This window comes from Methylorubrum sp. Q1 (assembly GCF_004683995.1).
Taxonomy (GTDB): domain Bacteria; phylum Pseudomonadota; class Alphaproteobacteria; order Rhizobiales; family Beijerinckiaceae; genus Methylobacterium.
In genome coordinates, this window is the sequence record NZ_SRHQ01000011.1 from 1 (window position 1) to 25,525 (window position 25,525).

Consider the following 25,525-nt stretch of genomic DNA (forward strand, 5'->3'; position numbering starts at 1 on the left):
GCGCATCCGCATCCGCGAGGATCAGAAGGAGCGGCTGAAGGGCCTGCGGCTGGTGCCGGGCATGCCGGTCGAGTCCTTCACCCAGATCGGCGAACGCTCGGTCCTGTCCTATCTCACCAAGCCGCTCACCGATCAGATTGCAAAAGCGTGGCGGGAGCGCTGACAATCTTGCCTCACAGGCGCGTTGTCTGATAAGGCGACCGCCTCCCCGCGATGTCGCTGATGTCATCGCCGGAGCGTCCCCGTGGCGCTCCGTTCCTTCGAGACACATGAACAACAGGCGGCCGGTCTCGAATCCGTGCCGATGTGAGACCGATGAAGATTCGCAACTCGCTCAAGTCGCTGCGCGGCCGTCACCGCGATAACCAGCTCGTGCGCCGCAAGGGCCGCGTCTACGTCATCAACAAGACCCAGAAGCGCTTCAAGGCCCGCCAGGGCTGATTCCTCGGTGCCGCGATTCGCACGCGGCACCGAAGCGCGTTGACGGGAGCCGGGTTCGGGGTGGAAGCTCCGGACCTATGGACGCTCGCCGCACCTCACTCCTGACCGCCCTTTGCCTCGGCCTCGCGCTCGTAGGCAGTGCGTCAACTGCCAGCCTCGCGGCAGCCGATAAGGCGCGGCCGGAGAAGGAGCGCAAGGCGCATCCGCCGGTCAGTCTCGACGATCTCTACGCCCGCCTCAAGCAGGCCGAGGACGAGACCGAGTCCAAGGCCGTCGCCACATTGATCGAGCGGCGTCTCGGCCGCTCCGGCAGCGCGACAGCCGACCTCCTTTCCGATCGTGCCCGGCAGGCGATGAGCGGCAACGACCTGCCGCTCGCCGTCGAACTGATGGATCGCTCCGTTTCCCTCGAGCCGAACTGGTCCGAAGGCTGGAGCCGGCGCGCGACCCTGTTCTGGCGCCTGTCCGACACTGCGACCGCCATTGCCGACCTGCAGCGCGCGCTTGTGCTGGAGCCGCGCCATTTCGAGGCCTGGGCCGCGCTCGGCAAGCTCTACCTTGCTCAGGACGACAAGGGCCGGGCCCTCGACGCCTTCCGCCGGGCGGAAGCGCTCTACCCGCAATGGGACGTGCTCAAGAAGGCGATCGAGCGTTTGACACCCGAAGTGCAGGGACGCGATCTCTGATTCGCGTCCCGTGAGCCTCGCTGACCCTCTCCGCCTCGCCACCGGCCTGCTGGCATCGGCCATCGGCCTCGTCGCGCTGCTGCTCCTCTGCGCCGCGGTGGCGACCCGGCTGATCGCGTGGCGCGTCGAGGCACGCTATCCGGCGGCCGACCGAAGCGTCGCGATCGCGGGAGGCCGGATCGCCTATCTGGAGGATGGGCCCGAGACGGGGGCGCGAGGCACGGTCGTCCTGCTCCACGGCGCCTCGGCGAACGCCTATGACCCGATGGAGGGCGTTGGTCGGCACCTCGCCCGATCCGGCTTTCGCGTCATCGCCTTCGATCGGCCGGGCTACGGCAATAGCGACCGAATCAGCGGCGCGGACGCCGCCTCACCAGCCTTCCAGGGGAGGGCGCTGGGACAGGCCCTCGATCGACTCGGCATCGGGCCGGTGATCCTGCTCGGTCATTCCTGGTCCGGTGCGCTTGCGCTGCGGATGGCCATCGACCGGCCCGAGCAGGTGGCTGGCCTCGTCCTCGTGGCGCCCGTGGCCATGCCGTTTCCGTCGCGTCCGCTGCCTTGGTGGGCGCGAATCGCCTTGGCACAGCCGGTCACGTGGCTGCTTACCCAGACCGTCGCCGTCCCGATCGGCCTCTCCTACCTGCCCTCGGTCGCGAGAAGCGTGTTCAAGCCGGAAGCACCGGTCGAGAACTACATCGCGGCGAGCCGGGCGCCGCTGATTCTCCGACCGGGTCCGGCGCTTGCCAACATCCGGGATCTCGCCGGACTGCCCGCCGCGCTCGCCGAGCAGGCGCCGCGCTACGAAAACATTGCCGTGCCCACCGTGATCGTGGCCGGCGAGGCCGATCCGGTCGTCCAAACCCGCCTGCAGACCGATCCGCTGAGCCGGGCGATGCCGCATGCCCGGCGCGTCGTGCTGCCGGGCGCCGGGCATATGCTGACCTACACCGCACCCGACACGCTCCTGCGCGAGGTCGAGGCGTTAGCGAAGGCGATCGCGCGGTAGAACCGCCGCGCGATCGAGCGTCCGCCTGGATGCGATCTCCGGGTGGACGCGTCAGGCCCGCTCGGCGTGCTCGCGGGTGACGAAGGCGATGCGGACCATGTTGGTCGCCCCCGGAATGCCGAACGGCACGCCGGCCACGATGATCACCCGGTCGCCGATCTCGGCGAAGCGCTCGCGCACCGCGAATTTCGCGGCGCGGAAGGCCATGTCGTCCACGTCGCTGGCATCCTTGGTGACGATCGGGTGCACGCCCCAGGCCATGGTGAGGCGCCGCGCCGTCTCGCGCTTCGGCGTCAGCGCGATGACGCTGGCATTGGGCCGGGCGCGCGCCAGCCGCAGCACCGTCGAACCCGAATGGGTCCAGGCCATGATCGAGCGCAGGCTCAGCGCCTCGACGATCTGGTGGGCCGCGGCCGCGATGGCGTCGGAGGCCGTCGGCTCCGGCTCGGAACGCTGCGCCATCAGGATCGACCAGTAGAGCGCGTCGCGCTCCACCTGCTCGGCGATGCGGTTCATGGTGCCGATCGCCTCGACCGGAAAGTCGCCGGCGGCGCTTTCGGCCGAGAGCATCACCGCATCCGCGCCCTCGTAGACGGCGGTGGCCACGTCCGACACCTCGGCGCGGGTCGGCACCGGCGAGGTGATCATCGATTCGAGCATCTGCGTCGCGACGACGACCGGCTTGCCGAGCCGGCGCGCGCCACGGGTGATGCGCTTCTGCACACCCGGCACCTGTTCGAGCGGCATCTCGACGCCGAGGTCGCCGCGGGCGACCATGATGCCGTCGGAGATCTCGATGATCTCGTCGAGGCGGGTGAGTGCCTGCGGCTTCTCGATCTTGGCCATCACCAGGGCACGCCCGGCGGCGACCTTCTTGACCTCCGCCACGTCTTCCGGGCGCTGCACGAAGGACACCGCGATCCAGTCGGCGCCGGCCGCGAGGCCCGCTTCCAGATCACCGCGATCCTTCTCGGTCATCGCCGGCACCGGCAGCACGGTGTGGGGCAGCGACACGCCCTTGCGATTCGAGATGCGGCCGCCGACTTCGACACGGGTGACCGCACGCCCCTCGCTCACCTCGGTGACGACGAGGCGAAGCTTTCCGTCGTCGATCAGGATGCCGTGACTGGGCTCCAGCGCCGACAGGATCTCGGGATGAGGAAGGAAGACGCGGTCGGTATCGCCCGGCGTCGGATCCGAATCGAGCACGAAGGTCTGGCCGTTCTCGAGCACGGCCGCATCGCCCACGAAGGTGCCGAGCCGCAGCTTCGGCCCCTGAAGGTCCACGAGGATGCCGATGGGGCGCTTGGCCTCGCGCTCGATGGTGCGGATCACCTCGATGCGTTCGGGCAGCTTCTCGCGAGCCAGATGGCTCATATTGATGCGGAACACGTCCGCACCGGCGTGGAACAGCTTCTCGATCATCTCCGGCGTGTCGGATGCCGGGCCGAGGGTGGCGACGATCTTGGTGCGGCGCGAGCGCTTCAAAGGGGCCTCCATCAGACCCGCTGGACCCGCAGGGCGCGTTGATCGCGTACGGGAACGGCCCGGCGGATGGGTGGCGCGCGGGCGGGCGCCAATGGCCGGACGGGGGCTTGGCGGCCACAAGCATCCCCCGGCCCGCGAGGTCAAGGCCGGAGCATCGACGCATTTCGAACAGAGGGCTGATACGGGAACTTTTTCGTCGGCTCGCCGTTCTTCGCTGTTAAACTTTCCGAGATCTAAGCGTTTACGCGCTACCCAACGCAACTCTGGCGTTATCGACGCTGTGTGTTGCTGGAAAGTCATAGGCAGCTTGGCCGTCTCGCTGGTAACTTAGCCCTCGAAATCAGCATTGTTCGAAGGCGCACCCCATCGTGATCAGAGCTCTCCTCCTGGGCGGCACCGCAGCGCTTGTGAGCACCGCCGCGCTCGCCGCCGATCTGCCGCGCCGCGAGGCTCCGCCGATCGCCTTTGCGCCCATCCCGGTCTTCACCTGGACCGGCTTCTACGCCGGCCTGCACACGGGTTACGCGTTCACCGACAACCCGAACATCCAGACCCGCGGCAACGATCCCTTCACCGCCAGCAACGTGACGCTCGCCCGTCGCCCCGCTTCTCTCAAGAGCGAGGTCGATGGCTTCTCCCGCATCGGCGGCGGCTTCGGCTACAACCATCAGTTCACGCCGGGCGGCGGCTTCGTGGCCGGTCTGGCCTTCGACGCCACCTGGCTCGACCTCGACAAGCGCACGGGCTTCTACGGCGCGCCGAACCCCACCGTCGGAAACGCCAGCGTCTACACGCAGAACCTCGACTTCCTCGGCACCGTCAACGGCAAGCTCGGCTACGCCTTCGACCGGTTCTTCGTCTACGGCACCGGCGGTCTCGCGTTCGGCCATGTCAGCTACGGCGCGGACTTCTTCAACCCGGGCGCCACCGTCCTTCAGTACACCGGCGGCGGTCGCAAGATCTTCGAGACCGGCTACAACTACGGCGGCGGCATCGAGTACGCCATCCCGGTCGACAGCTTCCTGAACTACTTCTCAGTCGGCCGCTGGCTCGGCATCAAGTCCGACGTGACGATCAAGGCGGAGTACATCCGCTACGATCTCGGCAGCCGCAACGTGCTGATCAACCAGACCGCGCCGACCCCGCCCGGCTCCTACACCTCGCGCTTCGCCACCGAGGGCAGCCTGATCCGCGCCGGCTTCAACTACAAGTTCAGCGGCCTCTAAGCCTCGAACCCCAGAGACCGACGACGTTCAACGGGCGCCTCCCACGAGGCGCCCGTTTTCGTTTGCGCCGGTCCGATCGGATGTGGCCGCGGAGGACGGCGCTCTTCATCCATCTGGATCGCGGGCTCACGGTGGCTCGATTGCAAGGCCGCCATTGGCGATGGCAGGGCGCCCGTTCCATGCTTCGCGTAAACTCGCAGCCGACATGCGGGCCGCGGTGCGAGGGGATGTCGCTCCCGCACGGCGCGAGGCCTCAAGGGTCGCGCGCGACAGCACCGATACAAATCGAAGTGGCCGGCCCGGTCGCGCCGCGAATCGCGGCGAGCGGCCGTCTCTACGGGCCGCCGGCCAGAGGTTGGCCCGGATCGGAGAGCTGGATCGTCCAGTTCCGCTGCTGGCCGGTATCGACCTCGATGAAGCCGTTGCGGTCGAAGCCGCGGGCCAGACAATCCTCGACACCGCGGATGGTGAAGGCGGTGTCGCGGGTGCACATCATGGCGCGCCCGCTCCACTCGCCGCCACGACTGTAATCGACGGCGAAGAGATAATAGAACTGCGCCGCCAGCGAGCCCTTGAGCAGGGTCTCGCAGTTGCGCGGCTTGAGATCCCACCAACCTTCCGTCACCCAGCCCTGCGCATCCCGGTAGCCCAGGGTCACGCCGACCTTGCTGGCGGTCTGGTTGCACAGGCGCAGATCGGCCGAAGCGGGGAGGGGGAGGAGCGCGGAGGCGGCGGCGCACAGCCCGAGCACGGCCCTGCGCAGCGAGCGCGCGCTCGCTTGTGTCTGCATCGTCTTCGTCCAAAAGTCGGTGGCGACCTTTTGGGACGATGCTCTCGAGAACTCAACCGACGAGGATGACGCGGCAATCGTTGACATTGGTCCGAGTGGGGCCCGGCTGAACGAGATCGCCGATTGTCGCGAAGAATCGCGTCGAATCATTGTCGAGCAGCATCGCTTTCGGATCGAGCCCTACCGCCTGGGCGCGCGTCAGCGTCGTGGCATCGACCAAGCCGCCCGCGGGGTCGGTCGCCGCGCCGCGCCCGCCATCGGTGCCGTCGGTATCGGCGGCGATGCCGGCGATGCCCTCAGCTCCATCGAGCGCGATGGCGAGCGCCAGCGCATATTCCTGATTGGGTCCGCCATCGCCCTCGCCGCGAATGGTGACGGTGAGCTCGCCGCCGGAGATCAGGGCGACGCGACGCCCCGCCTGCCGCGCGTCGAGCGCAAGCCGGGCATGTTCGGCCGCGACCTCGCGGGCCTCGCCCTCGAGATCGGAGCCCAGCATCACCGGCTCGTAGCCGGCCCGCCGCGCGGCCTCGGCCGCCGCCTCGAGGGCGTCGATCGGCCGGGCGATGATGCGGTACTCGGCCCGGGCGAAGGCCGGATCGCCCGCCTTCGGCGTCTCGTTGGCCGGATCGTTCAACAGGGCGAGCGCGGATTCGGGCAGGGTGATGCCCCGGCGTTCGCAGATCGCGCGGGCATCGGCCAGGGTGGAAGGATCGGGCACGGTCGGGCCGGAGGCGATCACGGAAGGGTCGTCGTGCGGCACGTCGGAGATGGCGAGCGTCAGGATCGACTTCGCGTTGCGTGCCGCCACCGCGAGCCGCCCGCCCTTGATGCGCGAGAGGTGCTTGCGCACGGCGTTGATCTCGTTGATCGGCGCACCGGAGCGCAGCAGCGACTTGGTGATCGCCTGCTTCTCGCTGAGCGTCAGGTTGCCGGCGGGCGCAATCCAGTTCGCCGAGCCGCCGCCGGAGAGCAGCACCAGAACCTCGTCCTCCGGGCCGGCGCTCGCGGCGATGGCGAGGGCTTCCTTCGTCGCCTCGATGCCCGCCGCATCGGGAACCGGATGGCCGGCCTCGACCATGCGGATGCCGGGGGCCTCCTCGCCGTAACCGTGGCGGGCCACGGCGAGACCGACGATCCGATCCTCCGGTACCCCGTGTTCCTGGCGGTAGAACCGGCTCGCCACCGCGGCCATGCTGCCGCCGGCCTTGCCCGCACCGAGAATGATGAGCCGCCCCGGCGTCGGCGCCGGCAGGTGCCCGACGAGGCACTTGCGCGGATGGGCGGCGGCGATCGCCTCGTCCAGGATCGACGAGAGGAGGGCGCGACGCTCCGCGTGGGCCGGATCGGTCGGGGCAGGGGCGGTCATGGGCGTCCTCGCGCGGTTCTTGACGGTTCTTGTTTGTGCGTTTGCTTGCCCGAGCGCTGCCGTGTCGGCAAGCCTTCGCGGTTTCACAAAACTTTCGGGCGCCGGAGCATTCTTTTTGACCCCGGCACCATCCTTGCTCGCCGGTTTACGCATCGCCCTGTTACGCAGCGCCCTGCGCATGACGGGTCGGCGGTGAGAGCCGCGCCCCTTTCGATCTTGCCGAGGCGGCCCAGATAAGCGCCATGCTGTCCCTTGAACCCGAGACCGAAACCCGCCCCGAACACCCGATCGAACGCATCGCGGGCGCTGCGTCCCTGGGCCTCCTGCTCGTCTGCGAACATGCCTCCAATGCGGTGCCGGAGGATCTCGGTCGACTCGGCGTGCCGGAAGCCGAATTCTCCCGTCACATCGCCTACGATATCGGGGCCGCCGAGGTGACGCGCCGGCTCGCCGCCCGGCTCGGGGTTCCGGCGGTGCTGACGCAGTTCTCCCGGCTCATCATCGATCCGAACCGGGGCCGGCGCGATCCGACTCTGGTGATGCGGCTCTCCGACGGCGCGATCGTGCCCGGAAACGCCCGGATCGACGCGGCCGGCATCGCCGAGCGGATCCGCCGCTTCTACGTGCCGTTCGACCGCGCCGTGGACGAGGCGGTCGGCCGGTCGGAGGCTGCAGGCGTGCGTCCGATGTTCGTGACGATCCACAGTTTCACGCCGTTCTGGCGCACCGTCGCCCGGCCCTGGCAGGTCGGCGTCCTCTACGATCGGGATGCGGGGCTGAGCCGCCTGCTGATCGAGGCGCTCAAGGCCGATCCGGCCGGCCTCTGCGTCGGCGACAACCAGCCCTACGGCGGAGGCCTACCCGGCGATACGATCGATCGGCACGCCACCGTCCGCGGCCTGCCCAACGCGCTGATCGAGATCCGCCAGGATCTGATCGACGGGCCCGAGGGCCAGGAGGAATGGGCGCAGCGCTTCGCCCGCATCCTGAGGCCGATGCTGCGTCCGCCCGCTTGACGGAAGGGGATCGCAGGGCGACCTCTGCGTGATCCCCTCGACAGCGAAAGCCGCCCGATGACCGAGCCCATGACCGGTATCACGACCGGAATCGATTCCGCGACGCAGACCGAGCTGGAGGCGGCCGTGTTCCGCCGCCTCGTCTCGCACCTGCGCAACCGCACCGATGTGCAGAACATCGACTTGATGAATCTCGCCGGCTTCTGCCGCAACTGCCTGTCGAACTGGCTGAAAGACGCGGCCGACGAGCGCGGCCTCGCTCTCTCGAAGGATCAGAGCCGCGAGCACGTCTACGGCATGCCCTACGAGGAATGGAAGCAGAAGTACCAGACCGAGGCGGGCCCCGAGCAGCAGGCGCGCTTTTCCGCCGCCCAGACCGGCGGTCACTGAGGGGAGCGTCGGCATCAACGAGCAGGTAAGGTTGATGCCGTAATCCCCAGGCATCCGGCGTGGGTCCTCGGACGCACGCCACCCCTCGCGTGAAGGAGCGCTGCCATGGCCGCCTCGCCTGCCCCTGCCGTCGACCCGTCCTCGGTCGCCGCCGACCAGCTCAAGAGCATCATCGAGCGCATCGAGCGTCTCGAAGAGGAGAAGGCCGGCATCGCGGGCGACATCAAGGATGTCTACGCCGAAGCCAAGGCCAACGGCTTCGATGTGAAGGTGCTGCGCAAGATCATTTCCCTGCGCAAGCGCGACCACGACGAGCGCCAGGAGGAAGAGGCGATCCTCGAACTCTACCTCCAGGCACTCGGCATGGCGTAGCCGTCCGCCGTCATCGCGAGGCGGAGCCGAAGCGATCCCATGCGGTGCCCTTACCGGGGGTTATCACGCCGTTGGATGGCTTCGCCCCGCCGCGACGGACGCCGGGTCAGCCCTCCGGCCAGGGGAAGCGGATGTTTCCGTCACGCAGGCCCGCCAGCACCACGTCGATTCCACCGGACTTCACCATCCATTCGAGCCTGTGGTCGCGATATTCCCGGCGGCGCCCACCCGTCGTGTAGTGATCCGAGGCGGCGGCCATCTTTTCCGCCGCAGCATCGAACTCCGCGAAGGTCGCCGCCGCGGATGGCCTTTCCCGAACTCGGGCGTGCCAACGGGCGAGCGGTGCGTTGGCCTCCGGCCCCAGGCCATAATGGACCGAGCGGTTGACCATCGGGGCCGCCGCCGCATCGGCCCAGCCGAAATCGTTTCCGCCGAACCAGTCGGCCGCGCCGAGACGTGCCGTCAGCCACGCCTGAAGCGTGCGGGTCTGCGCCGCCGCCCGCCTCCGCAGGTGATCGGCCAGGGCGCCGGTGGCGCGGCCGAACCACAGCACTTCGCCAAAACCCCAGTTCACCGCCTCATACTGCGTGTCGCAGACCTCCTCGGTCAGCCGGGCGAAGGCGCGGGCAGCGGGATCATGGGGTAGAAGCGGCGGATCGGGCCACCGCTCCTCGACATATTCGAGGATCACGGTCGATTCGAAGATCGAGACATCGCCATCGACCAGCACCGGCACCTCGGTGCGGGGGTTGGCGGCGGCGAAAGGCCCTTCGCTGCGTCCGGTGCCGAAGCTTCCAGGGATCTCGGCCGTGAACGGCACGCCCTTCTCGCGCAGCGCGATCTTGATCTTCTGAGCGTAGGACGAGAGCGGGTGCTCGTAGAGCAGCATCGGGAGCCTCGGTCGGATTCCTCCGAACGTGGCGCGGACGGCTCGGGCGTCAACGGGCGCCGGCCGGCCCTTGGGTAGCGGAGCCGGTGAAGCGGGCAGCGGACAACGCCATCGGCTCGGCCGAGAAGCGTCCGCCCAGAGCCTCGACCGAGGCGATGTGGAACGCCTCCGCGGGCAGTACCTCGTCGGGACGCGGACGCGCGAGCGCCACGCGGACGAAAGCCGTCGGCGCGGCCGGCTCCGACACACCCTGAACCGCGGCGAAGAACAGGCCGCGGACCTGCTCGCGCGGGTCGGCATCCGCCGGCACCAGACGCGCCACGACGGTGGCCGGCTCCGGCAAATCGGTGGCCGTCTCGCTCTCCGCCTGTGCGACGTGAACCATGCCGCCCAGGCCCTCGCCGTTGAGAGAGGCGAGCTGCACCGGGCGCTGCGGCGGCAGCGGAATGGTGAGGGCGGTCGCGACGACGGCGAATTCCGAGGGACGCCGCGGCGGCAGCGGCGCGACCACTGCCTGATCCGCCTCGCCGGTCAGCAATTCCTTTGCCGAGACGCCGTCCCGGCGCAGGCTCGTCGCGCGCAAGGCCTCGGAGGCGGCCGGCGCGGCATAGGCCATCGCCGCCGTCCCATCGGTCGGATCGGCGCTGGCGACCGCGATGCTCGGCTTGGCCCGAGTTTTGGACGGCATGGCGGCGCTGGCGAGTGCGGCCGGCGGCGCGTCGGTCCCGCCGCTGCCGCCGAAGAGCGAGGCGAAGAAGCCTTTGAGCCCCGGCCCCTCGCCGACCTCGTCGGCGCTGGCGAGTGCCGTGTAGCCCAGCACCGTGCCGCCGCGGGACAGGATTTCGGCGCGAGCCTCCTCGTAGCGGGCGAGCGGCTTGCCGTCGGCGGGAAGGTGGACGGTCTTGCCATCCGGGAACAGGCGGGCGAGCTGGTCGTGGCTCATGCGCGGCCAGGATCGAACCGACCCGACATCAAGATGCACGAAGGGCGAGCCGGAGCGGGGATACCAGCCGACGCCGCCGCGCTGCATCCGCATACCGACCGCGCGGATCTGGTCGATCGAGGCGTCGGTCATGAAGAAATCCATGGCCTTGCCGAGCATGTGCTGGCTGGTGTCGGCGACGCCTGAGGAACGGCGGCGCAGCATGCCATTGGTCTTCGGGCTGCGGTAGCCGCAGACGATACGCAGCGGCGCGGTCGAGCCGACGGAGCGCTGCGCCTCCCACACCACGTCGAACAGGCGCGGGTCCATTTTGACCGATTCGTTCTCGCGCCAGTCGCGCATGAGCCAGTTGATCTGGTCAAGGGCGGCGCGGTCGTAGCGTCCATCGCGTTTGAAGGTGACGTTCAGCGTCTCCCCTGTGTGCTCATGCACCATGGAAAGGCTGCGGGTGTCGCCGTTGGCGACCGCGTCCTGGGTCTCGACCGTGCCGGCGACGAGCAGGGCGGCCATCGCGCCAGCGGCGGAAGCAAGGCGCTTCAGGCGCGGGGAGGGCGAAGTGCGGTTCGAGGACAGGCCGTCCCGGATCGTGCGCAGCATGGTCCTCACCCCACGAAACGGCGCGGCATCGGCGATGCCGCGAGGCGCAAGGATGGCCGAGGACCGGAAAGGCGGGTCGTCGGGGCCCGTGCTGCTCACCGTCTTTCAAAGACGGCTACGGGCCAACCGTGGCAAAAAAGAGCCTTACAAGAGCCAAGCGTGATCTCGGGCCCGCGCTGTCCCCGGCCGAGTGACGGTGCCGTAACCAAGTGGGGATGAAGCGCGACCGGCGGCCTACCAGTAGCTGCGCGGCGGATACGCGTAGGTCGGGGCGCTCTCCGGCTCGCCGAACATGTCCGACGAACGGCGGGGGGCGGCGCGGCGCTCGCTGCGCACCGCCTCGCGCGCCACGGCCTGGCGCGGGGCTGAGCGAGCGGCCTCGGCACTCGTGCGCTTCTCCTTCGCAGGCCCCCTCGCCACGGCATCCGGGCGGGCGGCGAGCCCCAGCGCGACCTTCATCGGCCCATCGTAGCCATAGAGGTCCGGCAGGGTGCGGTAGGAGCCGAGATCGTCTACTTCCGCCGTGAAGTAGGCGAGGTGCACCGGCAGCTTCTCGGGCAGGCGCAGCGTCCGCTCGCCCTTGCCGATCAGCTTCTTGAGGCGCTCCTGCGTCCAGTTCGGCAGCACCGCGTCGGCGAAACGGAACGGGTCGTCCACGCGCACGCAGCCGTGGCTGAAGGCGCGGGTCGAGGCGGAGAACAGCGAGCGGTTCGGGGTATCGTGCAGGTAGACCGCGTGCTGGTTGGGGAACATGAACTTGATGAAGCCGAGTGCGTTCCGCTCGCCCGGCGGCTGGCGCAGGGAGATGTTGCCGCCCCGGCGCACCACCTCGAACCCGGCGGTGCGGCCCGAGGCCAGCATCTGCTTCAGGATCGAGGGCGGCACGTACCAGGACGGGTTGACGACGGCGTATTCCATCATCCCCGAGAAGGTCGGCGTCGGACTCGTCGGCTTGCCGACGATGACCCGGGTTTCGTCGCGCAAGCGCCCGTCGCGAAACACCTTCAGCTTGAATTCGGGCACGTTCACGAAAACGTAGTTCGGCCCGAGTTCGGGCGGCAGCCAGCGCCAGCGCTCCATGTTGACGAGGAGGTCGGCCTCGCTCGCGCTCGTCTTCGGCACGCTCGCATCGGCGAGTGCCGCGACGGTGGCGCGGGTGAGCGTCCCGCTCGCCGGGAGGCCACGGCTGCGCTGGAAGTTCCTGACGGCATCGGCGACGGAGCGGTCGTAGGCATCCGCCTCTCCCGGCGCTGAATCGAGGGTGCCGGCGGCGCTCGCGTCGAGGCCGAAGCCGCTGCGCAGCAACGGCACGCGGGGGTCGCTCATCCCGAGCTTAAGCACAGGCCCGTCGGGAAGCTTGACGCTCGGCGCCCCTTGCGTCCGGCCTGCACGCAGGCCGGCGAGGCGCTTCTTCAGGGCGAGGTAGCCGGGCTGGCGCGGATTGTAGCTCTGCAGCACCTCTCCGGCCCCCGCGCCCGAAGCGGCGAGGCGGGTCAGCACCGTGTCGGCTGGCGGCAGGTCGAGGGTAGGCGTGATGAGCCTCGAGATCGCCGCCGGGTTCACCCGTCCGCCGCGGGCGTCGCGGGCGTAAAGGGCGAGCGCGGCCGAGAGCTTGAGGTCGGCCTCGGCGATCTCTGCATCCGTGTTCGGGCGGCTGAGCTTGCCCACCACCGGGACGGGATAGGCATTCGGATCGAGCCCGTCTTCGCCCGCTTCTCGCAGGCGGGCGATCGCCGCATGGGCGGCGGCATTGAAGGCCCGGTTCTCGATCCAGACCGGCTTGAAGTTGCCGAGCGCGTAGAAGGCCTGGATCGCCTCGCGGTCCTTGCCGGTCAGCCGTTGCAGCAACGGCGCGGTGTCGTTGAGGCGCGCATAGAGTGCGGCCGGAAGCGGCTCGCTCGGCGCGACCGGGGCCGGTGGCCCTTCGACCGCGGGGGCCGGCTCCGCGGAGGGCGCAGGCGCATCGGCGGTCGATGCCGCGCCGTCGGAGGCGTCGGGCGTGACCACCGGCTCGCTGGCAATATCGACGGCGGCCTTACGGATCACAACGCCTGACTCCGTCGCGGCAGGCGCTTCCTCGGCACGGGCCGGGGCTTGGCTGAAAGCGAGGAGGGCCGCCAGCGCGACGGACAGGGTCCGCGCGATGCCCGTTCCGGCTTCCGATGCAGCGCGCATGTCGGCAACTCCCTGGATACGGCCGAGAATGCCGCAGCTCTGCTTAAAGATCATCGACCGAAGCACGGCCGTGCGCAACCACACGACCACATGCCAAGGCCAGGCCGGAACCTGAAGGCGAATAGCCGAGGCAAGCGCATCGTCCTTGATATCGGATCGAAGACGATGCGCGTGCCTCTTGTTTTCGCATCGTCCTGAAAGCCGGCGACCCCCTTTCGGGACGATGCTTCGAACGATGCTTCGGGCCTCAGGCGGCGTCCTCGGAACGCTCCCCGTCGTCGAGGCCGAGCTCCTTGAGTTTGCGATAGAGGGTCGATCGGCCGATTCCGAGGCGGCGGGAGACTTCGGACATTCGGCCGCGGTAGAATTGCAGGGCGAAGCGGATCACCTCCGCCTCGACCGCTTCCATCGTCTTCATGTCGCCGGTGTCCTCGACGACGAGCGACATGGCGTGCGGATCGCGCACCTCGACGCGGACGATCTCCCGCACCGGTTCGAGACCGCCCGCGGGCAGGGAGGCCTGTGTCGGCAGCGGCGGGATGCGCACGTCGAAGCCCTCGACCTGCGCCGCGATCTGCGGAAATTCCGCCACCGTCAGCTCGTCGCCGTCCGCCAGCACGACCGCGCGGAACAGGGCGTTCTCCAGCTGGCGCACGTTGCCGGGCCAGGGATAGCGCGAGAGCAGCGCCATCGCCTCGGCCGTGATGCCGCGCAGGCGTTTGCCCTCTTCCGCCGCGAACCGCGCGCAGAACGAGCGCACGAGGTCCGGGATGTCCTCGCGCCGCGCCCGCAGCGGCGGCAGCGTCATGGGGAAGACGTTGAGGCGGTAATAGAGATCCTCGCGGAATTTGCCCTGCTTCACGAGGTCGAGCAGCGAGCGGTTGGTGGCCGAGATCAGGCGGATATCGACGCGCACGGCGCGCTTACCGCCGACGGGATCGACCTCTCCCTCCTGCAGCGCCCGCAGGAGCTTCACCTGGGCGTCGAGGGGCAGCTCGCCGATCTCGTCGAGGAACAGCGTGCCTCCCGAGGCCTCCACGAACTTGCCGACATGCTTCTCCGTGGCGCCGGTGAAGGCACCTTTCTCGTGACCGAACAGGGTCGATTCGACGAGGTTCTCGGGGATTGCCCCGCAATTGACGGTGACGAAGGACTTGCCGCGCCGGTCGCCCGAGCCCTGAATCGCGCGAGCCAGCACCTCCTTGCCGACCCCCGATTCGCCCTCGATCAGGACGGGAATGTTCGATTTCGCCGACCGCTCGGCCAGCCGGATCACCCGCTCCATGTCCGGGCTCTTCGAGGCGAGATCCTTGAAGCCGAGCGCGCCCGAGGCGCGGCGGCGCATCCGGCGCACCTCCTCCTCGAGCTGATCGACCCGCAGGGCGTTCTTGATCGAGACCTGGAGCCGTTCGGCACCGGCCGGCTTGACCACGAAATCGACGGCCCCCGCCCGCATGGCGTTCACCACCGCGTCGATGGAGCCGTTCGAGGTCTGCACGATGACGGGGGTATCGATGCCGCTCTTGCGCATCTCGGCCAGCACGCTCAGCCCGTCCATGCCGCCGGGCATGACGAGATCCAGCAGCACGACATCGACGCTCTCGCCGCCGCGCAGGAGGTTCAACCCGTCATGGCCGTTCTCCGCGATCTGTGCCTGGAAACCGAGGCGACGCACCATCGCCTCGGCGAGGCGACGCTGCACGGGATCGTCATCGATGATGAGAACGGTGGTCGACATGCGGGGCGCCTCGCTTTCCGCTCGAGCCGGCCGCGAGCCGACCCGGCCTCCAAGAGGAGACCAGCGGCGCATGGCGGCGGCTGTTTCGTTTCGAGGCACAGGGTCGCCCAAGAGCGTAAAGCGCCGCTTAACGACGCTCGAATTTAGCCCGCACGGCGCTTCCAACGACATGACGGCGCATCGAGGGGCGCGTTCCGTCGGCGCTCACGGAGCCGGGATTGCGCAGCGCGGTTGATCGTGACGGTCCTGCGCTCGATATCTGACCCTGGCCGCGCTGGCGCGCCCGATGCCGAAGCGGCGGTCCACCACGTCGAGGAAACAGTACATCATGTCGAGCCGAGCCGTTTTCGCCGCCCTGTCGCCGGACTTGCCGAGAGGGGCCGAGGAACTCGCGGCGGTGCGCGGCGCGCTGCAGGCGGCCGATCTCGGCGTGCTGCCGGAATGGGACCTCACCGACCTCTATCCGAGCATGGACGCGCCGGCCTTCCGCGACGATCTCGACCGGGCCGAGGCCGAGAGCCGGGCTTTCGCCGAACGCTACGCGGGCCGAATCGCCGAGATCGCGGCCGGGCCGGATGCCTCGTCCCTCCTCGGCGAGGCGGTGCGGACCTTCGAGCGGATCGAGGATCTGATGGGGCGGCTGATGTCCTATGCCGGTCTCGTCTATTCCGGCGACACGACGGACGAGACCCGCGCCAAGTTCTACGGCGACACCCGCGAGCGGCTGACCACGGCCTCGGGCGACCTGCTGTTCTTCGGCCTTGAGTTGAACCGCGTCGAGGATGCGGTGCTCGACGCGGCGATGACGGACGGGCCGCTGGCCCATTACCGGCCCTGGATCGAGGATCTGCGGCGCGAGAAGCCGCACCAGCTCGACGACCGCACGGAGAAGCTGTTCCTCGACAAGTCGGTGACCTCGAACGCCGCCTGGGACCGGCTGTTCAACGAGACGATCGCCTCGCTCCGCTTCTCGGTTCAGGGCGAGCGCATGACGCTGGAGCCGACGCTCAACAAGCTTCAGGACTCGGACGGGGCGGTGCGCCAGGAGGCGGCACAGGCGCTCGGCGAGACCCTGCGGGCGAATCTGCGCATCTTCACGCTGATCACCAACACGCTGGCCAAGGATAAGGAGATCTCCGACCGCTGGCGCGGCTTCAAGGACGTGGCCGATGCACGCCACCTCTCGAATCGCGTCGAGCCGGAGGTCGTGGCCGCCATGGTCGAGGCCGTGCGCGCGGCCTATCCGCGGCTCTCGCACCGCTACTACCGGCTCAAGGCCAAGTGGTTCGGTGTCGAGGCGCTGCCCTATTGGGACCGCAACGCGCCGCTGCCGAAGGTCGAGCAACGCACGATTCCCTGGGCCCAGGCCCGCGACACGGTGCTGGAGGCCTACGACGCCTTCTCACCGGATATGGCCGGCATCGCCAAAAAGTTCTTCGACGGCGGCTGGATCGATGCGCCGACCCGGCCCGGCAAGGCGCCCGGCGCCTTCGCGCATCCGACCGTGCCCTCCGCCCACCCCTATGTGCTGGTGAATTACCAGGGCAAGCCGCGCGACGTGATGACCCTCGCGCACGAACTCGGCCACGGTGTGCATCAGGTGCTCGCCGCCCCGAACGGTGCTCTGATGGCGCCGACCCCGCTGACGCTGGCGGAGACCGCGAGCGTCTTCGGCGAGATGCTGACCTTCCGGCGGCTGCTGGGCCAGACCACGGATCCGACCCAGCGCCGGGCGATGCTCGCGGCCAAGGTCGAGGACATGATCAACACGGTGGTGCGCCAGATCGCGTTCTACTCGTTCGAGCGGAAGGTCCACCTCGCCCGCGCCAAGGGCGAGCTGACGGCCGAGCAGATCAACGAACTCTGGATGTCGGTGCAGTCGGAAAGCCTCGGCCCGGCGATCACCCTCGATAAGGGCTACGAGCCGTTCTGGGCCTACATCCCGCACTTCATCCACTCGCCGTTCTACGTCTACGCCTACGCGTTCGGCGATTGTCTCGTGAACTCGCTCTACGGCGTCTACGCCCGCGCCGAGCCCGGCTTCGTCGAGCGCTACTTCGCCCTGCTCTCGGCGGGCGGCTCGAAGCCCTATGGCGAATTGCTGGAGCCGTTCGGACTCGACGCCAGCGATCCGGGCTTCTGGCAGATCGGCCTCGGGATGATCGAGGGGATGATCGCGGAGCTGGAGGCGATGGAAGAGAAATAGATCCACTACGTAGCACGGCGCAACGTTGACGGCATTCAGCGTTGCGGGCGATCTCTGTGCCTCCATAGGGGGTCCACATGAATACCAGTCACGCTGCATTTTTCGAACGGCCGGATGCTCGTCCCATCAGGGACGTTCTGAGCCGTCCGGAGATGCTTCCGCAATATGAGTTGCTTAGCAGGCTCGAGATCCCGGCGGTCCAGGCGGCTGTTTGGGAGATCGAGCCGATTATCGAAAAGCTCGATCCCGACATTCGGAATTATGCGATTCAGTCTGCTGGGGCACTGATCGGTGATCTTCTGACGGCCCGCGGGTTTCGGATTGCCCGGGATGCCCGTGGCGAGAAGCGCCGCGGACGCGTGCGGAAAGCACGGTTCGTGAAATCCGGCACGATCTGGGAGCTTCCTGCGGAGCCGGATAGCGGCCATCGGGACAAGGTCGCCAAGATCATGGAAGATGTCATGGTCCGCTACCGGTCAACGCTGACCGAGTTGGCGAAGTGAGCGCAGATCTCGAGGTATCGGACGCTGCCGAGCCCGAGTGGCTGACGGTCGAGGAGGTGGAGGACGCCCACGCCCGTCACCTTCGGATCTTCGGCGAAGCGGCGGGACTTCGTGATCGGGGGGCTCTCGAGTCGGCCGTCGGACGGCCGATCAACCGTTGGCGATACGAGCAAGCAGAACTTGCCGAGCTGGCGGCTGCCTACGCCTTCGGTGTCATCCGTAATCACCTCTTCATGGACGGCAACAAGCGGGCCGGTTTCATGGCGATGATGGGGTTCCTGTTGCTGAACGAAATCCCCTTCGAGCCAGACCCGGCAGAGGCGACGGCCATCATCCTCGGCCTCGCCGCGGGCGAGATCGATGAATCCGGCCTGACCCGCTGGATTCGCGACAACTGGCCGAAAGCGTAGCGCGGCCCGCGGCGCGCCGTCCCAGCGCCCTGGGCGCGAACCCCGGCAGCGCCTATCTCCGGTCGAGTCCCGATAGGAATCGATCCGAATCCATGGCCGAGACCGACCGCGAAGCCAACCGCTTCACCGCCCGCGCGAGCCGCTACGCCAGCGTCGGCGCCAATGTCGGAGGGGTGGCCGCGCGGATGGCGGCGGCGCGCCTGTTCGGCGGCAAGGACGGCGCGAGCCTCAACAACGCGGCGGCTTTGGCCCAGGCGCTCGGCGGCCTCAAGGGGCCAATCATGAAGGTGGCGCAGCTCCTCGCCACCGTGCCGGACCTGCTGCCGCCGGAATACGCGGCCGAACTGCAGAAACTACAGGCCGACGCGCCGCCGATGGGCGCGGCCTTCGTCAAGCGCCGGATGATGGCCGAACTCGGCGCTGACTGGCAGAGCCGCTTCGGCAGCTTCGATCTCAAGCCGGCCGCCGCCGCCTCGCTGGGGCAGGTCCACCGCGCGCAATCAAGGGATGGCACCCCACTCGCCTGCAAGCTCCAGTATCCCGACATGCAATCGGCGGTCGAGGCGGACCTCAAGCAGCTTCAGGTTGCCTTCGCGCTCCACCGGCGCATGAACTCCTGGCTCGACACCTCCGAGATCGCCACGGAGATCGGCGCGCGGGTGCGCGAGGAGCTCGATTACGGTCGCGAGGCCAAGCATGCCGCCCTCTATGGCGACGTGCTCAAGGACATCGCTTCCGTTCGGGTGCCGGCAGTGCATTCCGACCTCTCGACGAAGCGTCTTCTCACCCTCGGCTGGCTGGAGGGCGAAAAGATCCTGAGCTTCGCGCAGAGCCCGATCGAGATCCGCAACCGAATCGCCCAGGCGATGTTCCGGGCGTGGTGGCATCCCTTCAGCCGCGCTGCCGTGATCCACGGCGATCCGCATCTCGGCAACTACACCGTCTTCTCCGAAGGCGGCGAAGCGCAGGGCATCAACCTGCTCGATTACGGCTGCGTGCGCATCTTCCATCCCCGCTTCGTCGGCGGTGTGGTGGATCTCTACCGCGGCCTGCTGGAAGACGATCGCGCGCGGGTCGTCCATGCCTACGAAGTATGGGGCTTCAAGAAGCTCGACAACGAAACCATCGACATCCTCAACATCTGGGCCCGCTTCATCTACGGCCCGCTGCTGGAGGATCGCACCCGCACCGTCGCCGATGGGATCGATCCCGGCGCCTACGGGCGGCGCGAGGCCTTCTCCGTGCATCAGGCGCTCAAGGAGAAGGGTCCCGTCACGGTTCCACAGGAATTCGTGTTCATGGATCGGGCCGCGGTCGGGCTCGGCGCGGTCTTCCTGCACCTGCGCTCCGAACTCAATTACCACCAATTGTTCGAGGCCGAGATCGAACGCTTCTCGCTCGACACGCTTTCCGAGCGGCAGGGGGCGGCGCTGGCCGCGGTGGGATTGCCCGATCCGGCGTGACAAAAGCCGGCTCACGACATGTGAACCTCAGCGTCAAGCTGATTGCTCGCGGATAAGCGTTGCGCTAAATCCGCGCGTGACAAGCAAAACGATACCAGGGAACGGGCGCGCAATGGCGGACACGAAGACCCTCACCGGCCTGCACTACAGCCCGGCGATGGACGAGAAGACCCACGAGCAGACCTATCGGGGCTTCGTCCGCTTCGTCGAGATCGGTACCGTCACGGTGTTGTGCTGGGTGGCGGCTCTCGCCATCGGCGGCGTGCACGAAGCGTGGGTGACGGCGATCATCGGCGTGCTGGTCTCCTGGGTGGCCGCGGCCATCGGTGCCTTCGTCCCCGCCATCGGCTGGAAGGCCCAAGCTTTCGTCTTCGCCGCACTCCTCGCGATCCTCTTCCTGAGCTGAGGATCGAGACTTCCGGGCCGACTCCTCGAGTCGGCCTTTTCCAGATCTGAACTTCCCAGCAAGCTCGGATACCGGCACGCCGAAAGGCGGCTGTAAGAACGGGAGCAACTGATGCGTATTGCCGTCTTGACGGAGACGGACCCGATAGAACCACGGGTCGCGGCCGTCCCAGAAACGGTCAAGAAGTTCATCGGTCTGGGGTCCGATGTCGTCGTGCAATCGGGGGCCGGTGCCAAGGCCGGCGTTCCCGATGGCGAGTACGAGGCCGCCGGCGCCAAGATCGCCGGGAGCGCCGAGGAGGCTCTCTCCGGCGCCGACCTCGTCCTGAAGGTCCGCCGTCCGAACGCCGAGGAACTGGGCAAGATCCAGAAGGGCGCCACGGTCATTGCGATCATGGACCCCTACGGCCACGAGGACGAGCTGAAGGCCGCCGCCGAGGCGGGTGTCAACACCTTTGCCATGGAGTTGATGCCCCGAATCACCCGCGCGCAGGTGATGGACGTCCTCTCCTCCCAAGCGAACCTCGCCGGCTACCGCGCCGTGGTCGATGGCGCTGCCGAGTACGGCCGCTCCCTGCCGATGATGATGACCGCCGCCGGTACCGTTCCGGCCGCGCGCATCTTCATCATGGGCGTCGGCGTCGCCGGCCTCCAGGCCATCGCCACCGCCCGCCGCATGGGTGCCGTGGTGACGGCCACCGACGTGCGGCCCGCCACCAAGGAACAGGTCGAATCGCTCGGCGCGAAGTTCGTCGCCGTCGAGGACGACGAGTTCAAGCAGGCCGAGACCTCCGGCGGCTACGCCAAGGAGATGTCGGCCGAGTATCAGAAGAAGCAGGCGGAGCTGGTCAAGGGCCACATCGCCAAGCAGGACATCGTCATCACCACGGCGCTGATTCCCGGCCGGCCCGCGCCGAAGCTCGTCTCCGAGGAGATGGTCGCTTCGATGAAGCCCGGCTCGGTGCTCGTAGACCTCGCGGTCGAGCGCGGCGGCAACGTTGCCGGCGCCAAGGCGGGTGAAATCGTCACCGTCGGCAACGGCGTGAAGATCGTCGGCCACGTCAACGTGCCGGGCCGCCTCGCAGCCACGGCGTCGAGCCTCTACGCCCGCAACCTCTATGCCTTCGTCGAGACCCTGATCGACAAGGAATCGAAGGCGCTGGCGGTGCAGTGGGACGACGAACTCGTCAAGGCCACCAATCTGACCCGCGACGGTCAGGTGGTCCACCCCAACTTTCAGCCCAAAGCCTGATCGGTCGCGGAGGATCTCACCATGGCAACCCCCCTTCCGCCCGTCTCGCCTGCAGAGCAGGCCCAGGCCGCTGCGTCGGCCGCACGCGCCGCGGCTGACATCGCCCATCAGAACGCCGCCCAGGCGCAGTCGATCGCCGACTCGCTCGGTCACGGCATCGCCGCCGCCACCCACGGCGCCGTCGATCCCACGGTGTTCCAGCTCGCGATCTTCGTGCTCGCGATCTTCGTCGGCTACTACGTCGTCTGGTCGGTGACGCCGGCCCTGCACACACCGCTGATGTCGGTGACCAACGCGATCTCGTCGGTCATCATCGTCGGCGCACTCCTGGCGGCCGGCGTGCCGCTCATCGAGAAGGGCACCGGCTGGGCCCGCTTCTTCGGCTTCATCGGTATCGTCCTCGCCTCCGTGAATATCTTCGGCGGCTTCCTCGTGACCCAGCGCATGCTCGGCATGTACAAGAAGAAGGCCTGAGGCGATGTCGGAAAACGTCTCATCCCTTCTCTACATCGTCGCCGGCGTCCTGTTCATCATGGCGCTGCGGGGACTCTCGCACCCCACCACGTCGCGACAGGGTAACCTGTACGGCATGATCGGCATGGCGCTCGCCGTGCTCACCACCCTGGTCGGCCATCCGCCGGCGGGAATCGGCGCCTGGATCCTGGTGCTGCTCGGCCTCGGTATCGGTGGCGGCGCGGGCGCCGTGATCGCCAAGCGGGTGCCGATGACGGCGATGCCGCAGCTCGTCGCGGCCTTCCACTCCCTCGTCGGCCTCGCCGCCGTGGCGGGTGCGGCGGCAACGCTCTACGCCCCCCAGGCGGTCGGCATCCTCGAGAACGGCCACATCCACAAGGAGTCGCTGTTCGAGATGGCGCTGGGCGCGGCGATCGGCGCGATCACCTTCACCGGTTCGGTCATCGCCTTCGCCAAGCTCGACGGGCGCATGTCCGGCAAGCCGATCATGCTGCCGCAGCGGCACGCCATCAACATCGCCCTGGGCATCGCCCTGGTGGTGCTGATCGCCGTGTTCATCGGCAACGAGAGCAAGCTGGTCTTCTGGCTGATCGTGCTCCTGTCCTTCACCCTCGGCGGGCTTCTCATCATCCCGATCGGCGGCGCGGACATGCCGGTCGTCGTCTCGATGCTGAACTCCTACTCGGGCTGGGCGGCGGCCGGCATCGGCTTCACCCTGGGCAACCTCGCGCTCATCATCACGGGCTCGCTGGTCGGCTCCTCGGGCGCGATCCTGTCCTACATCATGTGCAAAGCGATGAACCGGTCGTTCATCTCGGTCATCCTCGGCGGCTTCGGCGGTGATTCCGCCGCTGCGGCCGGTGGCGGCCAGGTCGAGACGCGTCCCGTCAAGCAGGGCTCGGCCGACGATGCGGCCTACATCATGAAGAACGCCGAGCGCGTCATCATCGTGCCGGGCTACGGCATGGCGGTCGCCCAGGCCCAGCATAGCCTCCGCGAGATGGTGGACATGCTGAAGAAGGAAGGCGTGGAGGTGAAGTACGCCATCCACCCGGTGGCGGGCCGCATGCCGGGGCACATGAACGTGCTCCTGGCCGAAGCTAACGTGCCCTACGACGAGGTGTTCGAGCTGGAAGACATCAACGGCGAGTTCCCGCAGGCCGACGTGGCCTTCGTGATCGGCGCCAACGACGTCACCAACCCGGCCGCCAAGACCGACAAGGCCTCGCCGATCTACGGCATGCCGATCCTCGACGTGGAGAAGGCCAAGACCGTCCTCTTCATCAAGCGCGGCATGGGCTCGGGCTATGCCGGCGTCGAGAACGAGGTGTTCTTCCGCGACAACACGATGATGCTGTTCGGAGACGCCAAGAAGGTTGTCGACTCGATCGTCAAGAACCTCTGACCGGCCCAAACGACGGGCAGCGCGGCGGGGCGGGCGAGCAATCGTCCGCCCCGCTGTCGTTTGCGGGGCGCAGTCTTCGGGCACGGAAACGGCTATGGTCGGCCGCGTGACCGCCGCCATGCTCATCGATCCCTCCTCGGACCTCCCGCGTCCGTTCCTCGACGTCACCGCCTCGGCGCTCGGGCGGCCCTGGCGCGAGCGCTGCGGCGATCCGGGTCTCCAGGCACTCGCCGTGACGATGACGCAGGCCTATGGCCTGCCGGATCTGCTCGCCCGCGTCCTCGTCGGGCGCGGCGTGCGGCCGGCAGAGGCGGACGCCTACCTCGCCCCGCGCCTGCGCGACCTGATGCCGGATCCATCGGTGCTCGTGGAAATGGAAGCGGCGGTCGAGCGGCTGGCCCATGCCGTGCGCGCCCGCGAAGCGGTGGCGATCTTCGGCGATTACGACGTGGACGGGGCGGCGAGCGCGGCTCTGCTCGCCGACTATCTCCGGGCGCTCGGCGTACCGGTGCGCATCCACATCCCCGACCGCATCACGGAAGGATACGGCCCCAATGTCGGCGCCGTCACGACCCTGCGGGAGGAGGGCGCGGGCCTACTCGTTTGCGTCGATTGCGGTACCGCCGGCCACGAGCCGTTGGCCGCTGCCGCTTCTCTGGGCCTCGACGTGATCGTGCTCGACCACCACGGCGCGCCGGAAGAGCTTCCGCAGACGCGGGCCCTGGTCAATCCGAACCGTCTCGACGACCTGTCCGGCCTTGGCCATCTCTGCGCGGCGGGCGTGGTGTTCATGACCCTCGTCGCACTGGCCCGTCGGCTGCGGCGGGACGGCGTCTTCGCGACATCCGCCGAGCCACGCCTCACCGACTTCCTCGACCTCGTGGCGCTTGCCACCGTCGCCGACGTGGTGCCGCTCACCGGGCTCAACCGAGCCTTCGTCGTCCAGGGGCTCGCGGTGATGCGCGGGCGCGGGCGGCCGGGACTTGCGGCTCTGCTCGACGCGGCCGGACTGAGCGAGCCACCCGAAGCGTGGCATCTCGGCTTTCTCGTCGGGCCGCGCATCAATGCCGGCGGGCGGATCGGCGATGCCGGTCTCGGCGCGCGGCTGCTCACCACCGCCGACCCCATGGAAGCCCGTCGCATCGCCGAGGAACTCGATCGGCTCAACCGCGAGCGGCAGGCCATCGAGGCGCAAGCGGTCGCCGAGGCCGAGGCCGAGATGGATGCCCACCTCACCCGCGATCCGGACCGTCCGGTCCTGATCGCCGCCTCGCCCGAATGGCATCCCGGCATCGTCGGCCTCATCGCCGCCCGGCTCAAGGAGCGGTTCGGCCGGCCGGCTTTCGCCTTCGCGGTCAAGCCCGACGGCAGCGCCGTCGGCTCCGGCCGATCGGTCGTCGGTGCGGATCTCGGCGGTGCCGTGCGCAGCGCGGTCGAGGCGGGGCTCGCGGTCAAGGGCGGCGGGCATGCCATGGCCGCGGGCGTCACCCTCCCGCCGGGAGGCCTCGCCGCCTTCGGGGAGAGCCTCACCCAGGATCTCGTCGAGGCCGTCGGCCGGGCCCGCGCCGCCGAGGCGCTGTTGATCGACGGCACCGTGAGTGCCGGCGGGGCGACTGCCGAGCTGGTGCGCCTGATCCAACGGGCCGGGCCGTTCGGGCAGGGGGCGCCCGAGCCGGTGATGGCCTTGCCCCGCCATCGCATCGTCGATGCCGGGATCGTCGGCAACGGGCATGTCCGCGCCCGCCTCGTCAGCGGGGACGGGCAAGCGGTCGGCGCGATCGCGTTCCGCGCCGCGCAGGGACCGCTGGGGGTCGCCCTGCTCGGCGGGATCGGCCGGAGCTTCCACGTCGCCGGAACCCTCTCGTGCGACCGCTGGCGCGGTGCGGAGCGGGCCCAGGTGCGAATCTGCGACGTGGCGCCCTGTGGATAGAAATTGGGCCAAGCAGATCGGTTGACACCCGATCGCACCCTAATCATAAGGGCCTCGCCCACCGCGCGAGACATGCGGTGACCCGGTTTGGGGGAATGTCCCGAGCGGCAAAGGGGGCGGACTGTAAATCCGCTGCGTAAGCTTCGTAGGTTCGAGTCCTACTTCCCCCACCAAACTTCACGTTGCACAATCGCAGCCGATCACTTCGTCGCCTGCCGAGGCTTTCGGCCTGCGGCGGCTGCGTAAAAAATTGCGCCTGTTCTGCCTGATCGCGGGGGGGGGGCGGCAAGCAAGCTGAGCGCTCCCAGAAATGCAACCTGCAGAGAATGCGCGCTGCTGCGTTCCCTTCGCCGT

23 protein-coding genes, 1 tRNA gene and 1 pseudogene are annotated in these 25,525 nt (G+C 68.4%); 18 read left to right on the top strand and 7 right to left on the bottom strand.

The genetic code is table 11. From position 1 onward, the window contains the following. From E4V01_RS26170 to E4V01_RS12115, 4 genes and pseudogenes are all read left to right on the top strand, one after another. A pseudogene (locus E4V01_RS26170) lies at positions 1-163 on the top strand (HlyD family type I secretion periplasmic adaptor subunit); the annotation flags it as partial. A gap of 152 nt (positions 164-315) precedes the next feature. After that, positions 316-441, top strand: a complete 126-nt coding sequence (gene ykgO, locus E4V01_RS12105) for a type B 50S ribosomal protein L36 (protein WP_003601867.1) — start codon at positions 316-318, stop codon at positions 439-441. 77 nt (positions 442-518) lie between these two features. Continuing rightward, positions 519-1,127: a tetratricopeptide repeat protein gene (locus E4V01_RS12110; protein ID WP_135298504.1), complete on the top strand. Its 609-nt coding sequence runs from the start codon at positions 519-521 to the stop codon at positions 1,125-1,127. 10 nt (positions 1,128-1,137) lie between these two features. Continuing rightward, positions 1,138-2,133 carry an alpha/beta fold hydrolase gene (locus E4V01_RS12115; protein ID WP_135298505.1) on the top strand — a complete coding sequence of 332 codons (996 nt, stop codon included), beginning with the start codon at positions 1,138-1,140 and terminating at the stop codon, positions 2,131-2,133. 51 nt (positions 2,134-2,184) lie between these two features. On the opposite strand, the gene pyk is transcribed toward E4V01_RS12115, so the two are convergent. Further along, a complete protein-coding gene (gene pyk, locus E4V01_RS12120) occupies positions 2,185-3,621 on the bottom strand; it encodes a pyruvate kinase (protein WP_060772279.1) in 1,437 nt (478 codons plus the stop codon). Between the two features lie 368 nt (positions 3,622-3,989). On the opposite strand from pyk, the gene E4V01_RS12125 reads away from it, so the two are divergent. Next, a complete protein-coding gene (locus tag E4V01_RS12125; protein ID WP_060770173.1) occupies positions 3,990-4,847 on the top strand; it encodes an outer membrane protein in 858 nt (285 codons plus the stop codon). Positions 4,848-5,181: 334 nt separating this feature from the next. Here E4V01_RS12125 and E4V01_RS12130 read toward each other — a convergent pair whose 3' ends face one another. Both E4V01_RS12130 and E4V01_RS12135 read right to left on the bottom strand, forming a co-directional pair. Then, a complete protein-coding gene (locus E4V01_RS12130; protein WP_060770174.1) occupies positions 5,182-5,637 on the bottom strand; it encodes a DUF1036 domain-containing protein in 456 nt (151 codons plus the stop codon). Positions 5,638-5,689: 52 nt separating this feature from the next. Then, positions 5,690-7,003 carry a glycerate kinase gene (locus E4V01_RS12135; protein ID WP_135298506.1) on the bottom strand — a complete coding sequence of 438 codons (1,314 nt, stop codon included), beginning with the start codon at positions 7,001-7,003 and terminating at the stop codon, positions 5,690-5,692. A gap of 242 nt (positions 7,004-7,245) precedes the next feature. Here E4V01_RS12135 and E4V01_RS12140 point away from each other — a divergent pair, with 242 nt between their 5' ends. The 3 genes from E4V01_RS12140 to E4V01_RS12150 all read left to right on the top strand — a co-directional run bounded on the left by E4V01_RS12140 (position 7,246) and on the right by E4V01_RS12150 (position 8,781). Next, on the top strand, positions 7,246-8,019 hold the full coding sequence (locus E4V01_RS12140) for an N-formylglutamate amidohydrolase (RefSeq protein ID WP_135298507.1): 774 nt from the start codon (positions 7,246-7,248) through the stop codon (positions 8,017-8,019). A gap of 57 nt (positions 8,020-8,076) precedes the next feature. Beyond that, the gene (locus tag E4V01_RS12145; RefSeq protein ID WP_060770177.1) at positions 8,077-8,409 is read left to right on the top strand and encodes a DUF1244 domain-containing protein; all 333 of its coding nucleotides are present in this window, start codon (positions 8,077-8,079) and stop codon (positions 8,407-8,409) included. A gap of 105 nt (positions 8,410-8,514) precedes the next feature. Beyond that, positions 8,515-8,781: a DUF2312 domain-containing protein gene (locus E4V01_RS12150; protein WP_003601858.1), complete on the top strand. Its 267-nt coding sequence runs from the start codon at positions 8,515-8,517 to the stop codon at positions 8,779-8,781. 106 nt (positions 8,782-8,887) lie between these two features. On the opposite strand, the gene E4V01_RS12155 is transcribed toward E4V01_RS12150, so the two are convergent. From E4V01_RS12155 to E4V01_RS12170, 4 genes are all read right to left on the bottom strand, one after another. Beyond that, complete coding sequence (locus E4V01_RS12155) at positions 8,888-9,670, bottom strand: glutathione S-transferase family protein (RefSeq protein ID WP_060770178.1); 783 nt, start codon at positions 9,668-9,670, stop codon at positions 8,888-8,890. 49 nt (positions 9,671-9,719) lie between these two features. Next, entirely contained in the window at positions 9,720-11,210 is a 1,491-nt protein-coding gene (locus tag E4V01_RS12160) for a DUF882 domain-containing protein (protein WP_135298508.1), read from the bottom strand. 234 nt (positions 11,211-11,444) lie between these two features. Then, positions 11,445-13,385, bottom strand: coding sequence for a murein L,D-transpeptidase (locus E4V01_RS12165; protein ID WP_135298509.1), 1,941 nt, complete (start codon positions 13,383-13,385; stop codon positions 11,445-11,447). A 247-nt stretch (positions 13,386-13,632) separates the two neighbouring features. After that, on the bottom strand, positions 13,633-15,123 hold the full coding sequence (locus E4V01_RS12170; RefSeq protein ID WP_060770181.1) for a sigma-54 dependent transcriptional regulator: 1,491 nt from the start codon (positions 15,121-15,123) through the stop codon (positions 13,633-13,635). A 328-nt stretch (positions 15,124-15,451) separates the two neighbouring features. Here E4V01_RS12170 and E4V01_RS12175 point away from each other — a divergent pair, with 328 nt between their 5' ends. The 10 genes from E4V01_RS12175 to E4V01_RS12220 all read left to right on the top strand — a co-directional run bounded on the left by E4V01_RS12175 (position 15,452) and on the right by E4V01_RS12220 (position 25,344). Continuing rightward, positions 15,452-17,329: a M3 family oligoendopeptidase gene (locus tag E4V01_RS12175; RefSeq protein WP_135298510.1), complete on the top strand. Its 1,878-nt coding sequence runs from the start codon at positions 15,452-15,454 to the stop codon at positions 17,327-17,329. 77 nt (positions 17,330-17,406) lie between these two features. Next, complete coding sequence (locus tag E4V01_RS12180) at positions 17,407-17,832, top strand: hypothetical protein (protein ID WP_135298511.1); 426 nt, start codon at positions 17,407-17,409, stop codon at positions 17,830-17,832. Further along, positions 17,829-18,242 (top strand): type II toxin-antitoxin system death-on-curing family toxin, encoded by a 414-nt coding sequence (locus E4V01_RS12185; RefSeq protein ID WP_135298512.1) that lies wholly within the window; start codon positions 17,829-17,831, stop codon positions 18,240-18,242. Before E4V01_RS12180 ends, E4V01_RS12185 begins: the two co-directional genes overlap by 4 nt. 92 nt (positions 18,243-18,334) lie before the next feature. Further along, positions 18,335-19,705, top strand: coding sequence for an AarF/ABC1/UbiB kinase family protein (locus E4V01_RS12190; protein WP_135298513.1), 1,371 nt, complete (start codon positions 18,335-18,337; stop codon positions 19,703-19,705). Between the two features lie 112 nt (positions 19,706-19,817). Next, on the top strand, positions 19,818-20,111 hold the full coding sequence (locus E4V01_RS12195) for an aa3-type cytochrome c oxidase subunit IV (RefSeq protein WP_060770185.1): 294 nt from the start codon (positions 19,818-19,820) through the stop codon (positions 20,109-20,111). Between the two features lie 111 nt (positions 20,112-20,222). Continuing rightward, positions 20,223-21,362, top strand: a complete 1,140-nt coding sequence (locus tag E4V01_RS12200) for a Re/Si-specific NAD(P)(+) transhydrogenase subunit alpha (protein WP_135298514.1) — start codon at positions 20,223-20,225, stop codon at positions 21,360-21,362. A gap of 21 nt (positions 21,363-21,383) precedes the next feature. Continuing rightward, the gene (locus E4V01_RS12205) at positions 21,384-21,836 is read left to right on the top strand and encodes a proton-translocating transhydrogenase family protein (protein WP_004446455.1); all 453 of its coding nucleotides are present in this window, start codon (positions 21,384-21,386) and stop codon (positions 21,834-21,836) included. A 4-nt stretch (positions 21,837-21,840) separates the two neighbouring features. Then, entirely contained in the window at positions 21,841-23,241 is a 1,401-nt protein-coding gene (locus E4V01_RS12210; RefSeq protein ID WP_135298515.1) for an NAD(P)(+) transhydrogenase (Re/Si-specific) subunit beta, read from the top strand. 94 nt (positions 23,242-23,335) lie between these two features. Continuing rightward, positions 23,336-25,171 carry a single-stranded-DNA-specific exonuclease RecJ gene (recJ, locus tag E4V01_RS12215; protein WP_135298516.1) on the top strand — a complete coding sequence of 612 codons (1,836 nt, stop codon included), beginning with the start codon at positions 23,336-23,338 and terminating at the stop codon, positions 25,169-25,171. Positions 25,172-25,260: 89 nt separating this feature from the next. Beyond that, a tRNA-Tyr gene (locus E4V01_RS12220) sits at positions 25,261-25,344 on the top strand. Positions 25,345-25,525 lie beyond the last annotated feature (181 nt).